Source organism: Clostridium sp. MCC328 (assembly GCF_018785465.1).
GTDB lineage: Bacteria > Bacillota > Clostridia > Lachnospirales > Lachnospiraceae > Pilosibacter > Pilosibacter fragilis.
This window is the reverse complement of record NZ_WQPW01000048.1, coordinates 20,257-33,309: the sequence shown is the minus strand read 5'-3', so window position 1 is coordinate 33,309 and position 13,053 is coordinate 20,257. Positions and strand designations below refer to the sequence as shown.

Here is a 13,053-nt window from a genome sequence, read left to right as displayed (position 1 = left end):
ATTGAGAGTTCCTCCTTATTCTCTTTTATTATACATGAATTCCTTGAGAATAAGGTGTCAACTTTATTTATACAACATCACATGCATGGTGCAGTGCCCGACTGGCGCATTTACGATACAACCCAATGGAAAAATCTTTGTACGTGAATCGTTGTGCACCCATTGCTCTAATTGCTTGACTTTTTCGGAAAAGAGTTGCATGCTCGCAAAGTCGTTAAGCACAACGGGAGGTAATTCTATGGATATGAAGGGCATGAATCCGTATCAGCATTTTGGCTTTAGACAGCCGTGGCTTGAACATTACATGAGCGATGGAACGGAGTGTTTTTCTCAAGGAGTTTTGGGAAATCGACAATATGAAGCTTTAAAGGTTTGGCTTAGAGAAGCCAATCTTTTGGTTGTTAATAAAGATAAGACGATGGAACAGACAGCACTATTTAAAAAGCTGGAACAGTTCGGGCCTTATAATCCTTTTACATGGGCAATCATATGGGCAAACCTTGCTTATAATTCCGTCATTTCTCATTGGTATTGTTTAAATACCGAGCCCGGCGAAACTTATGAAAAAGCAGATTTGGTGACGATGATTGGAGAAAATTACTCGAAGTCAACTCGTGAAAATGCAATTACTGCATTGGCAGAGACCCTTCGTCTATCTCCGATTGGGTCTGCATTAAATCAAGGCATTCCTATTGAGCTGAGTAAGAACACATATTCGTATTATCGTGATGGCTGGACAACTCCGGATGCTGTGGCACTGCTGTATAGCCTTTACCTCTATGCCGAGCATACCGGACGGTACGCCTTTACTTTGACCGAGCTTATTAGGGTGCATGATACTCCTGATGCTCCCGGTGTCAGCCCAGCGGACATTTACGGACTGGATAACAAAAAGCTCAGAGAATGCATACAGGGCCTTGCGCTGACCTTCCCGGAATACATCCGCGTTTCCTTCATCAATGACCTGGACAACATTGTTCTTGAAAATAAACATACCTCATTAGACATACTCGACTTGGCGGAGGTTTAAAGATCATGGCAATGAAGAAGTATAACGAATATTTACAAGTAAATCCCTCCTTTGAATCTGTTGTGGATATTGCCGCCGATAGTCGCAATAAGAATCTCTGGCGGGAGTATATTGTTGGCGATGACATGGAAAAGCTGATGGACTTTCTCTGTCAGACGCTTGGATATGAAACGCCGGACGCGCGCCGCAGCCTGTGGGTACACGGTTCTTACGGCACCGGTAAAAGTTATGCCGCCATCTTCGTCAAGCACCTGCTGGAGGAAAAGAAAGATACGATTGACATATTCCTTCAGAATAGTCAGAGGCTTTCCAAGTATAGGAACCGCTTCCTGAATTGCCGCAAGAATGGCGACTACCTCGTCATCTGGAAAACCGGCTGCACGGGTATCCGTACTGGTGACCAGCTGCTAGTTGAAGCGGAGTTCGCCATTCGTGAAGCATTGGTTCAGAAATTTGGCGATAGAGCTGATTTGGGGGTGGCCTCGCTTCAGGATGGTGTGAAGGCACAGCTGCACAATAGGAATATCAACTGGGAACATGTACTGGATTCTACCATACTTGGTGAGGATTACGGCGATGTAGAAGAGCTGATTGCAGCTGTTGAGCGCGGCGATTTGAAGGCAACCAAGGCTGTCGCTGAGGTGATTCGCGCTAATCATTGGGGACTCATCAATAATGTAGAGACCTTCAAAAAATGGGTTGAGGAAATTATTGTAGCCAATCATCTCGAAAAAAGTGGTATTTTTTTTATCTGGGATGAATTTACTGATTATCTACGTCACAGCGATGACCAGGTGGTAATGCAGCAGATTTCGGAATTCTGCAAAGAGCAGCCGCTCTTTATGTGCTTCATCGTGCATAAGGATTCTAGCTGGGTAGATGTAATGGGCAACGCAACCTATCAGCAGATCACCCATCGCTTCCACGAGGTAGAGTTCCACGTCTCAGCTGATGCTGCGTATGACCTGATTGCAGGCTCTATCAGCATCCGAAATGGAATGGATGAGTATTGGAAAGAGGCGCGCAAAGACCCAGTACATAACATCAAAAAGTTTTTACCGGATATTGCGGGCCTGGACGATAAAATCAGCGAAAAAATCAATGAGCTGTGCCCGATGCATCCAATGACGGTACGTCTGCTTTCCAGTGTTGCGGAAAACTTCGCCGCAGCGCAGCGCACCATGTTCCGTTTTATGAAGGACTCTTCCAACGAAACACAGGGCTTCCTCGGGTACATCACGAAATATGGCCCCCAGGATCAGGCGTGTTGGCTGACTCCGGATTGGCTTTGGGACTATTTCTTTACGCGTGAAAGTGACTTCCATGATAAGGAGACCAAAGCTCCGGAGTATATCCGACACTACGAAGAGAACCGCCATCTCGTTGAGAACGATGAAAATGCGCATCGAGTATTTAAAATTGCCATGCTCCTTATGGCGGTCATGTCGACCACAAAGGGACTGTACACCACAAGGAGAACAAGTAATGGCGTTGCCGCAACTGTGGAATGCCTCGAAAACTGCTTGAGCGGCGTTTTGAGTAAATCTCAGGTGGATGACTATCTTGCCACCTTTGAAGATACGAAGATTCTGCTCTGCGATGAACAGGCCAACGGTGTAAAGCGTCTGCAAATGCCGTTCAAAATGGCGGGCGGCGACGATTTTGCCATTCGTTATGAGCAAAACGATAAAAAATACACGCGTTATCAAATGTTTGCCAAGGACGGAAAACTGACTGTTCCGTTTGAAAAGCTGGCATGGGATGAGAATGATGCCACCTTCCGCAGAATGAAGATCGTTGTCTGCTGCGCAGAGAAGGCTTCTTTGGATAAACGTATCAAGGAAGTTACTGATGATTTGGATAAGTATCCCTATAAGCTTGGCCTTGTATATGTCACTGTGGTTGATGATGCACAGGCAATTTCTATTCAGCATGATTTGGAAACTCGCGCACAGCAATCAGGAGAAAACCGCCTGATTATTGTGCTTGTCCGCTCTCCATTCACGGACGATATGCGCAAGAAGTGGCTTACCTCCCTAACAAAAGCTGATATGGCTCGTGACAGCGGTCACACCGCTGATGCTGGTCGATATGATACAGAAACCGCTACCATCATTCAACGTTGGGTGGGCTCTGCTACCAGTGGCGGCAAAATGCTTGCTTGGTGCGGTGAGAAGCAGTGGAACAACCTCTTCGGCGTTGCCCAGCTCCGCAAGACGATTCAAACCGCTGTTTTGGAGGATATTTTCCCGTATGCCCCGGAAAGCGTTGTGATCACAAACACTGCGTATAAGAGCTGCAACGATAGTGCTCCCCTTGCCGGTATACAGCGTGAAACAAGGAATGCGCAGCTTTTCAGCGTTCTGGCTGGTATCAAGCAGTTGGGCATTATCGATGCAACGACAATTCAGGAGATTGAAGGAATAACCGGAAGCAGAGCAGCCAATACCGTAAGTGCTCTGGCTAAATTTCTCCGAGAAAAGATGGAATCCGGACGAAAAGTCGTTCTGGGTGATGTATGGGCAGAATTACAGCAGCCTCCTTTTGGCTTCTATAATACGATTGCATGCGGTGTCCTTCTTGGCTTTGTATTTAGCTGCTATAAGGACAGCGCATATAGCTGGACGGATAGTTCCCAAGGCACCTTTGTACTGAATGAATCCAATTTGAAAACGCTCGTGCTCAATACCTGCAAGGGAAATATGACTACGGACTACCTGTCCGCCGGCTCTGTTACCTGGCAGAATTTCCGTAATTATATCAAGAAAATTTTTAAGTTAGATGATGGACAGACCGCTAATGAAACGGAGGGTATGCGTTCTGTTCGTGAGCGTATTACGCAGACTGGAGCACCCTTCTGGTGTTTGAAGTATCTGTCCGAAACAGAACTTGGCGGTATCGAAATGAAGGAAGCAGCTGGCAAGATTATTGACAACATGCAGGTATTCATTTCGCAGGAAGGTAATACCGATGAAGCGATGTCCAATGTCATTCAGCTTTTCAGCGGGCGAGGAAAACTTCGCGAGCGCATGACGAAGGCGTTCCAGGATAAAGCTGTCGTGTCTAAGGCTTTCAGTGCGTTTCTATTTGAAGCATCTTCAGAGCTTAAAGAAATCACAGACAAGCTTTCTGTACAGCCTGAAGGCCTGCGGGATAAGGTTTTCGGCGTGATGCAGAATGCTGTTTATACTTGGACTGAAGACCAGGTTAAGGAAAAACTTGTGGGTGTGGTATCGGAATACAGGTACTTGGACGTTTTGAATGCCACGATGCGCAATACATATAACAGTAATGAGGAAGCAATTCGAGATCTTAAAAACGCATTTAATCATATGCGTGTTGCAATCCTCGCTATCGAGCCACTGAACTTGCCTTGGTATGATGCGCTGGTTATTCTTCACCGTGTATCACAAAAAGGCATCACGCAGATGAGCTGTGAAGAACGGGAAAACGATATTGATGTCCTGCGCACATACGGGACTCAGGCATGGGAATGCATTCGAAATGTTAAACCGGTTCTTTCCACCATTTTGGAACAGATGCAAATTGAATGTACTCCGGAAGAACTTCAGACGATTTATGAAGGTCTCAAGGATGTTTCCTGCGACGCAACGGCAAATCAGTTTGAGAAAGATTTGAAGCAGCAAACAGGCCGCATTAGTCAAAGAAGAAATCGTTCAACGCTTCTGGAACGCTGGAAAACACTTAGCAGTACGGAAAACGTAAAGACCTGGAGCAATGCGCGAGGAATACCGCTTCTCTGGGTTGTTACGAAAAATGCTTCTAAGGCCATTCGTACACTGATTGCAGTGCAAAACGATGAGCGTGCATTGGATCAGGATGTCCTTGCAGCAATCAACGTGTTGGATACGATGGATCATACGATTCTGACAGATAATGCAACTGCAGAGCAGGCGTTTATGAATGCCATCGGTGCCAATTATCGGGATGTTTTTGAAGAACAAAGAAAGGAAATCATTACCGAACTCAAGCTCAAACTTGGCAGTGATGTAAGCGCATGGGATGTTTCTGACTTGATTACGGTTCAGTCGACACTGAAAAAATATCAGGCAGAGAAAGCAAAAAAGGAGAAGCTGCAGAGCACGCAAAATCATGTTAAAGGCATGAGCGAAGATGCGCTCAAGGATAAGGTATCAGCATTTCTAAATGCGCACCCTGAATTCTGCGATGATTTTAATGGTTAAGGAGGCTAAGTATGAAGCTGCAAGAAAGCATAAGCGCTCTTAAGGCAGAAAAAACGAATAAAGTCACTTCTCGATTTCCTTGTCGTGTACTCCTGCTCCACAGCCGAGAGGACTACTGTGATGCAGTTTCAAGCCTTAGATCTCTATGCGATAGAAGCGTATCATCGGATGAGCTGTTCTCCAGCGCGGATGTTATGCCTGCATATGACAAGCTCATTGAAGAGATAAAACCCAATGAATGGGTTTGGCTTCCAGGCGTCAGTGAATATCTGCGCTTGTTTTACAAAAGCGAGCAGCGCACGGAGCGGTTTGCAAAACTGTGGCATACGATAGTTGACGCTTCCAGCACGGGAAGGATTATTATACCATTGTGGAATTGTGATTCTCTTTGGTATGATACCTCTCTCGGATTAAGCACGGATGAGCGTCAGAAGGACTTTGTATACTCCATTTCGGACTATGAGGCAGTTTCTGAGCAAATGAATATAACGGTATTCTCTTCTGCTTTTGAGGAGTATATCAATCAGTTGAGTGGGAAATACACGCTGATTTTTGGCTTACGCGAATGGTATGACCGCATGTTGAGTGAAACACAGATCCCAACGGATTACTATCTTCTTACGAAACAGGCTAGATCTGTGTCGCAGGCTATGGGAGATATAACAATCCGTCCAATCAAAACCACTTATGAGTTTATTCGTGAAAACCTGCAGGACGGGTTTGAATTGAAGGAAGAAGTGTGCTCTGAGGAGATGCTCAGCGAACTTTTTGATGAGTCGCTAAAGAATAGTTCTATTCGGGATGCTATACTTCATCGGTTCAATATTGTCACGTTTGATGGAGTTGCTGTTATGGCCAAATGGTCTGGTTTTTCTAAGGGCAAGCAGCAGTTGCTGAGACTGTGGTATCGATTAAACCCAGACAACAGTTACCTGTGCCATTGCTTTGAAAAATATGGATTGAGAGAGATTGAGGAACATATTCTGCTGGATATATTTGATGTGATGCAGTTTCATAACGAGTGGGTCGCAGAATACCAGCAGTTGATCAAGGGATTAAATCTCAAGAAAAATGAAATCTATTTTGAAAAATTGAGTATCATACCAACTTATGAAGAAAGATTGGCATTTCTCACCGGTGATACGCGCGAAGAACGTATCTATATTCTTCGCATGGTTGGACAATGGCTCAAGCAAGACGCTGCACAGGTGTGTGCTTCCAAGACGTTAAAATTACGATATCCTCTGTTGCAAGCTTATTTAGGCCTGATGCCAGACGAATTAGGCTCAGTCTACAACGAATACATTTCTGAGTACAAGGCGCATAAGCTTGCCAATACGCTGCCAGAATCAGATGAGCGTTTCTTCAGAGGGATTGAGCCAGATTCCCTCCCATTCCGCTATTCAGTAATCAATCAGAAGATTACTGATAGCACCGTAATGCTATGGATTGACGGATTAGGCTTTGAATATTTGTCATTGCTCTTAGACAAGCTTGCTCAGAGCGAAGATGGGACGGTTGTTTCCTGTACATTAACTCAGGCGTTATTGCCTACGGAAACAGAGTTTAATGAACAATGGAAGCAAATGAGTGTGCCATATGAAAAGCTCAATAAACTGGATAAGCTGGCACATAAGGGAGTAGTGGACGAACCGGATTATTACACATGCATCGAGGAACAGATTGCCTTTTTCAACAGGGTGTCGGATAAAGTCAATGAGCTGCTAAAAAATTATCAGCGTGTAATTATTACGGGTGATCACGGAGCCAGCCGATTGGCTGCCAGGTTCTTCCATACGCGAAAGGGATTGCCTGTTTTTAAAGATGCGACACCTCTTAGTCACGGTAGGTATTGCAGCATTAAAACGAAGCCGGTTGGCGTTTATGAAGACTTGAAAGAGACAACAGATTCATCTGGGCAGCATTATCTGGTATTTACTTCATATAATCATTTTTCTCTCAGTGGATTTGCTGCTGGAAAAGACGATGATAATGTGATTTATGGTGAAGTGCATGGAGGTGCTTCTCCCGAAGAGATGATTGTTCCTGTAGTGGTTTTCGACAGCAAAGTCAGTTTGCCATTAAATGTGAAATGGTCCTATGATAAATCAGAAGCAAAATTAAAAAGAAAAGTTGCGAAAGCTGCGATAGAATTCAGTAAAGAAATTAAAACGCTCGAGGTAAAGGCAGGTACAGTTGAGGCAGAGGTTTGCGACACTGGAGACGGGAAAACATGGACTCTCTCCTTTGAAAAAATCACGCCTGGAGCCTACAACCTTATCATAGTAGCTGATGGGAAGATAGTGAACATTGATAAGCCTCTCACAGTAATACCTGCGTTAGGCGGTGGGGGAGATTTTTAATGGCGAAAAAAAAGACATGCTGTGAGTGTGGAAAGCCGTTGACAAAAGATGAGGTTGCACTCACAAGAAAACTTACGGATGTTGATACAGACGAATTCTACTGCCTTACTTGCTTTGCAGAATATCTCGGCTGTGAAACAGAAGACCTAAAAGTGAAAATCAGTGAATTCAAAGAACAAGGATGCACGCTGTTCCTCTAAGGAGTTTTGAAATGTTAGAGAATAAAATTCGTGAAGTCTTTGCGGACATGGTTGTTCTCAAAGACCCTCAAAGAAGTGAATATTTCTCCAAACTCAGCATTCCTTCGTATATGCGAGACTGGCTTGTTATGAGATTCTCTGACGAAGACGGGACGATTGATTATGATTCGGTTAAGCGATATATCAACAAATACATTCCGTCCAGAGAAGATTACGAGCAATTCAAGTTCAGAATGGTGAATGGAGAAAATGTTCAATTTCTGGCGCGAGTACGCGTTACAGTTGATATAAAGACGGGAAAAACACAATTTGAATTGCCTGACTTTGGCGGCAATCGCAGCGGAGCCGGAGGCATCGTGAATAATGATGTCGTCGAAAAATGGCAGGACACATTACTCAAGGAAAGTGAAAACTGGGGAATCATTACGCTGTCCTGGCAGATGGAGGTTTCTAGGTCGAAACCTAAGGGATTTATTGCGATGGTTGACTACAAGCCGTTCTGCCCTTATGCCATTGATCTGGACGATTTTAAAGAGTACAGAGCCGAGTTCAATATTCATGAATGGATCGATGTAATCCTGACAGCCATTGATTATAATCCTGCCGGTTATGTGGATGAGAACGGTGAAGAGAGTGAAAAGAAGAAACTGTTTTTCCTGCGCCGCTTGTTGCCGTTCGTCGAAAAGCGCGTGAATTTGATCGAACTGGCTCCCAAAGGAACAGGTAAAAGTTATGTGTTCGAGAAAATAAGCAAACGAGGATGGCTAATCAGTGGTGGCACAGTATCACGCGCCTCACTGATCTATGATAACGCAAAGAAAACAGGGGGCTTACTGACACGTTTTGATTATGTGGGCTTTGATGAAGTGCAATCTATAACCTTCGAGCAGCCAGGGCAGATCCAGCAAGCCTTAAAACATTACATGGAATTCGGCGAAATAAAAGGCTTCGATGCTCAGACACCAGCAGATGCTGGCGTAATTGTTCTCGGCAATATTGACGCAAGCCGATTTGACATCAATTGTAACATGGTTGAGCATATCAGCAGCGTCTTTGGCGAGTCTGCTACGCTCGATAGGTTCCATGGCTTTATACCCGGATGGGAAATACCAAGAATGAATTCCTCCATGATTGCCAATGGATGGGCAATTAACACAGAGTATTTTGCGGAAGTAATGCATGCACTTAGAGAGGATTTAACTCAAAGTTCTCTTGTAGATGAATGCCTTGATGTGCCCAAAGGAGCCGATCAGCGAGATCTGACTGCAATCAAGCGTCTTTGCACAGCATTCGTAAAGCTTCTTTATCCTCATGCAAAGTCAAAAGAAGACATCGATCCGCAAGAGTTCATTGAGTATTGTCTTGAACCCGCAAAGGAAATGCGAGCAGTTATCAAGAAGCAGCTTTGTATCATTGATCCGAAAGAGTTCAATGTTCCCGGGAAAAACTCTATACCCGATATTCAGTACAACTATTGAGGTACTACCATGAAGCATTTTATCTACGCAGACAACGCAGCAACGACAAAGCTGGATATTGATGCTTTTGAGGCAATGAAGCCATTCCTGTTGGAGGATTATGGCAATGCTTCGCAGCCTTATACTCTTGCGCGTAAGCCGAAAAGAGCTCTTGCAGAAGCAAGAGCGGTGATTGCAGACTGTATTGGTGCCCTGCCGGAGGAGATTTTTTTTACCTCCGGTGGTACAGAAAGCGATAACTGGGCTATAAAAGGCGTTGTAGAGCCAGGGGAAAAGCATCTGACAATTACATCTCAAATTGAGCATCATGCGGTACTCAATACTTGTGGTACACTGGAACGCTTTGGCTATCCCGTTATTTATCTGCCTGTTAATGCATGCGGTACAGTAACTCCTGAAGTGCTTGAAAAGACCATTACACAACAAACGAGATTGGTCTCTGTAATGCTCGTAAATAACGAAGTCGGTACAGTTGAACCGATTAAAGAACTGGCTGACGTTGCTCATGCGCATGCAGCACTATTTCATACAGATGCAGTTCAGGCAGTTGGTCATATTCCGATTGATGTAAATAAGCTAGGCGTTGATATGCTGTCAGCCTCAGCTCATAAGTTTAATGGACCTAAGGGAATTGGTTTCCTGTATGTCCGTAAGGGCACAAGCATTTCTCCTTATGTTGATGGTGGTGCGCAGGAACTCGGAATGCGTGGTGGTACGGAAAATGTTGCGAGTATCGTTGGTATGGCAACGGCACTTAAGAAGAACTGCGATGAGATGCAGCAAACTACAAATAGACTATATATCTTGGAGCGTAATTTCATTGATACGCTTTGCGCGACAGGTGTTGATTTTATAAGGAATGGTGCAGAAAACCGTGCTCCGGGAAACATCAACATCTCTATTCGTGGCGCAAGCGGAGAAATGTTGCTTCATCGACTGGATTTGAAAGGAATATCTATTTCGACCGGTTCGGCATGCGACTCAGTAAAAACACAGGTTTCACATGTCATAAAGGCAATAGGTGTTCCGCAAGAATATGCGGAAGGCACCATTCGCGTTAGCTTTGGGCGAGATAACAATGTGGAAGATGCATCTGAGGTCGCGAAGGCAATCATCAGCGTGATTTCTTTAAAGTAAAGAGAATGTTAACTACTATAATCAAATCCATGAGGTAGAAGGATGGAATACGAATGGAATGGGCCGACGGAAAGAATCGTTGCGATTGGGTGAATCTGTAGAATGAACGTATATACGTTATTGCGCACATAGGCATACACATAGCTGCGAATTCTGTGGAAATGGAGGATGCAGTGGGAAGTGCAACATAGATTGACTTCGCTTGCAATGTGGAATGACACGACAAGAATTATTTACATGGATACGCCAGCAGTACGGCACAGAGCCGGAATACCCCTGGCATGACTGGAATGCTGTGCTGCGGCACAACGACAATAATAAATGGTATGGTGTGGTTCTGGAAGTATCTGCTGATAAGTTGGGATTGCCGGAGGCAGACATCATTGATGTCCTTAATGTGAAAAGCGATCCGCTGCTGATCGGCTCTCTTCGTGGGCAGGATGGCTATTTTCCGGCCTATCACATGAACAAGGAAAAGTGGCTCAGTATTCAGCTCGGCAAACCGGAGCTGGATGATGCCATCAAGGACCTGCTTTCTTTGAGCCATGAGCTGACAGCACCGAAAAAGCGCAACCCAAAATCATCAGCAAAAAATCTGGGAAATTCCGCAAATGGCAAAGAAAAAGAAAATGACGAAGGCTGAGCGAAAGGAAGCACGCCTCCGAAAAGGTAAGCAGTGGCTGCTCACCTATACCGGCTCACTGAAAAAGATGAACAAGCATTACTGGGAACGCTTTCATATGGATGCTGTGACTGCCGCTAAAGATTTGCAGGAGCTTGGGGTCAATTATACACAGGAGCAGCTTGACCAGATTAAACAGGCTGAAGAACAGCGGCTTCGGCAGTGGAGAATAGAGCTGGAAGCGAAAGAACGGGAACGGCTGGCAGAACTATATGAGGACTGCGATGATCGTTTTGCCTTTATCGCTGGATACACAGATGGCGGTGCACCGTTCGGTGTGATGTGGGAAGAAGTCGGCATTGATCCGGGACTGCCATTTGAGGAAAAAGTGAAGCTCTATCACATGCAGATGTTAGGCTGATAATTGTGCAAGCACCGCCTGCACAATTCGCAATAAAAAAAAGAGGAGCCAGTCCAGGCTCCTCAAATGTACATTATTTCAAAAAGTTGCTCTTATGTTCCAGGGCGTGCAGATTATAGTCAAGTGTAGCAAGGTGCGCTACCTTCAGCGCAACCAGATTGATGTCAGTGGACATCGCACTGGCAATCTGCTCGGCTGTGTATCCATATTCATAGATGTAGCGAAGGACTTCATCGCTGTCCATCAAGATCTCCGCTGCTACGATGTTGGCTTCATATTCCGGTTTGGATTTCATGTCATAGAGCATGAACTCATGAATCGGGGTGGTTTTCGCCATATTCCGGTGAAGCTGGTCATGCCCTAATTCATGTGCGCATACGATGCGTAGCATATTTTCATCCAGACTGTTATTCAGGAAAATAAAGCGATTTCGCTTAATCACCCGGTACATTCCCTTCAGGGAACCAAAATTTTCGCAAAGCATGACATTGATACCAAGCTGCCTTGCAATTTCAAAAGGGTCTCTGGAACCGCAACGTTTTACCAGTTTCTCACCGACCCGTGAAAGCTGTTCCGCATTCATCATACCACCTCCAGTTTACAGTATAGCGAAAAGTGTGTACGATAAATATCACTGATCGGATTTTTTACGCCTCGTTTTCGGGGCGTATTTTTTATTGTTCTCTTTGGCAATCCAGTAGGCATCGGTCAGAGCTTTATAAGCTCCTTCGATGGCATCTTCGCTTAATTCGCTGCCAGCGAACATACCGGTCACTTCGGTGACCAGTTCTTCAATATCTTTCGCTGCTTTTGCGCCGCCTTTTTCATGAGCTTCTACGACATAGGTGCCGCTGCTTCCCAGCAGGTACTCGGAGCCTCGGACCTGTTACGGATGGCGTTTTTATGACAAGGATCAGGTAAAAATAGATACTTTCTGTGGTGTCTTTGATGTTTCGAGATCAGCAGCTGCTATCCGATTGGAACAACTGGGCTATCTGAACCGGAAAAAGGATTATGAATATCGTGATCCATTGGAGGTGTGGCCATGAGCAGGAATATCAGAGTATCGGAACCATCTGCGGAAATGCAGATTAAAATCATCCGGGCAAAGGATGCGGTTGCTTCGCAAAAGCCCAGAACTGTCAGGTGCCCTTATTGCCGACACAATTCAATCTCGAACTGTCCTGCATCCTCCATGTCAGCACGGATTATCCTCTGATGGGCAGCGAGCCAAGCAAAGAGGAAGTCAAAAATGATCTTCTGAGCATTATTTTGGAGCTGTCTACGATTGCGAAGAAAATCTAATCGTGCTCTGCGTTTGGAAATGACAAAATAGAGATACTATACCATTGCAAAAAAGAAGTGAGCACGATATAATATGGATAAGAAGGCAAAAGTCACCGCAATGGTGTGAAAATAGATTTTGGCTGTTTCCATAAGGAGTAGATCGGGAGGCGTTATCCTCAGTGGTTGAAAACACAGATGTGTGATGCTTGCAGCAAGCTATTTGTATAAGCCGAAAGGCCGCAGAAATGCGGCTTTTCCTAAATACATGAGTTAGCCAAACCTAACTTGTCGATGTGCGCGTCCAGGTTAG

The 13,053-nt window shown here is 44.9% G+C and carries 9 protein-coding genes; 8 read left to right on the top strand and 1 reads right to left on the bottom strand.

The window, feature by feature from the left end:
* Positions 1-238 precede the first annotated feature (238 nt).
* The 8 genes from GPK83_RS08490 to GPK83_RS08455 all read left to right on the top strand — a co-directional run bounded on the left by GPK83_RS08490 (position 239) and on the right by GPK83_RS08455 (position 11,456).
* A complete protein-coding gene (locus GPK83_RS08490) occupies positions 239-1,030 on the top strand; it encodes a hypothetical protein (protein ID WP_215704541.1) in 792 nt (263 codons plus the stop codon).
* A 5-nt stretch (positions 1,031-1,035) separates the two neighbouring features.
* Positions 1,036-5,235, top strand: a complete 4,200-nt coding sequence (locus GPK83_RS08485) for a hypothetical protein (RefSeq protein WP_215704540.1) — start codon at positions 1,036-1,038, stop codon at positions 5,233-5,235.
* An 11-nt stretch (positions 5,236-5,246) separates the two neighbouring features.
* The gene (gene pglZ, locus GPK83_RS08480; RefSeq protein ID WP_177968416.1) at positions 5,247-7,598 is read left to right on the top strand and encodes a BREX-4 system phosphatase PglZ; all 2,352 of its coding nucleotides are present in this window, start codon (positions 5,247-5,249) and stop codon (positions 7,596-7,598) included.
* The gene (locus GPK83_RS08475) at positions 7,598-7,798 is read left to right on the top strand and encodes a hypothetical protein (protein WP_117513983.1); all 201 of its coding nucleotides are present in this window, start codon (positions 7,598-7,600) and stop codon (positions 7,796-7,798) included. The genes pglZ and GPK83_RS08475 overlap by 1 nt, the downstream gene beginning before the upstream one ends.
* Before the next feature lie 11 nt (positions 7,799-7,809).
* Positions 7,810-9,276 (top strand): BREX system Lon protease-like protein BrxL, encoded by a 1,467-nt coding sequence (gene brxL, locus GPK83_RS08470; RefSeq protein ID WP_177968415.1) that lies wholly within the window; start codon positions 7,810-7,812, stop codon positions 9,274-9,276.
* 9 nt (positions 9,277-9,285) lie between these two features.
* Entirely contained in the window at positions 9,286-10,413 is a 1,128-nt protein-coding gene (locus tag GPK83_RS08465) for a cysteine desulfurase family protein (RefSeq protein WP_117513987.1), read from the top strand.
* A gap of 214 nt (positions 10,414-10,627) precedes the next feature.
* Positions 10,628-11,056: an MmcQ/YjbR family DNA-binding protein gene (locus GPK83_RS08460; RefSeq protein ID WP_215704539.1), complete on the top strand. Its 429-nt coding sequence runs from the start codon at positions 10,628-10,630 to the stop codon at positions 11,054-11,056.
* Positions 11,025-11,456 carry a hypothetical protein gene (locus GPK83_RS08455; RefSeq protein WP_215704538.1) on the top strand — a complete coding sequence of 144 codons (432 nt, stop codon included), beginning with the start codon at positions 11,025-11,027 and terminating at the stop codon, positions 11,454-11,456. Before GPK83_RS08460 ends, GPK83_RS08455 begins: the two co-directional genes overlap by 32 nt.
* A gap of 73 nt (positions 11,457-11,529) precedes the next feature.
* Here the strand turns inward: GPK83_RS08455 and GPK83_RS08450 are convergent, their stop codons facing one another.
* Positions 11,530-12,039 carry an ImmA/IrrE family metallo-endopeptidase gene (locus GPK83_RS08450; protein ID WP_215704537.1) on the bottom strand — a complete coding sequence of 170 codons (510 nt, stop codon included), beginning with the start codon at positions 12,037-12,039 and terminating at the stop codon, positions 11,530-11,532.
* Positions 12,040-13,053 lie beyond the last annotated feature (1,014 nt).

What these genes read in the sequence shown, in the direction of transcription:
- GPK83_RS08490 (WP_215704541.1), top strand. Translation starts at nt 239, where the DNA reads ATGGATATGAAGGGCATGAATCCGTATCAGCATTTTGGCTTTAGACAG.
- GPK83_RS08485 (WP_215704540.1), top strand. Translation starts at nt 1,036, where the DNA reads ATGGCAATGAAGAAGTATAACGAATATTTACAAGTAAATCCCTCCTTT.
- pglZ (WP_177968416.1), top strand. Translation starts at nt 5,247, where the DNA reads ATGAAGCTGCAAGAAAGCATAAGCGCTCTTAAGGCAGAAAAAACGAAT.
- GPK83_RS08475 (WP_117513983.1), top strand. Translation starts at nt 7,598, where the DNA reads ATGGCGAAAAAAAAGACATGCTGTGAGTGTGGAAAGCCGTTGACAAAA.
- brxL (WP_177968415.1), top strand. Translation starts at nt 7,810, where the DNA reads ATGTTAGAGAATAAAATTCGTGAAGTCTTTGCGGACATGGTTGTTCTC.
- GPK83_RS08465 (WP_117513987.1), top strand. Translation starts at nt 9,286, where the DNA reads ATGAAGCATTTTATCTACGCAGACAACGCAGCAACGACAAAGCTGGAT.
- GPK83_RS08460 (WP_215704539.1), top strand. Translation starts at nt 10,628, where the DNA reads ATGACACGACAAGAATTATTTACATGGATACGCCAGCAGTACGGCACA.
- GPK83_RS08455 (WP_215704538.1), top strand. Translation starts at nt 11,025, where the DNA reads ATGGCAAAGAAAAAGAAAATGACGAAGGCTGAGCGAAAGGAAGCACGC.
- GPK83_RS08450 (WP_215704537.1), bottom strand. Translation starts at nt 12,039, where the DNA reads ATGAATGCGGAACAGCTTTCACGGGTCGGTGAGAAACTGGTAAAACGT.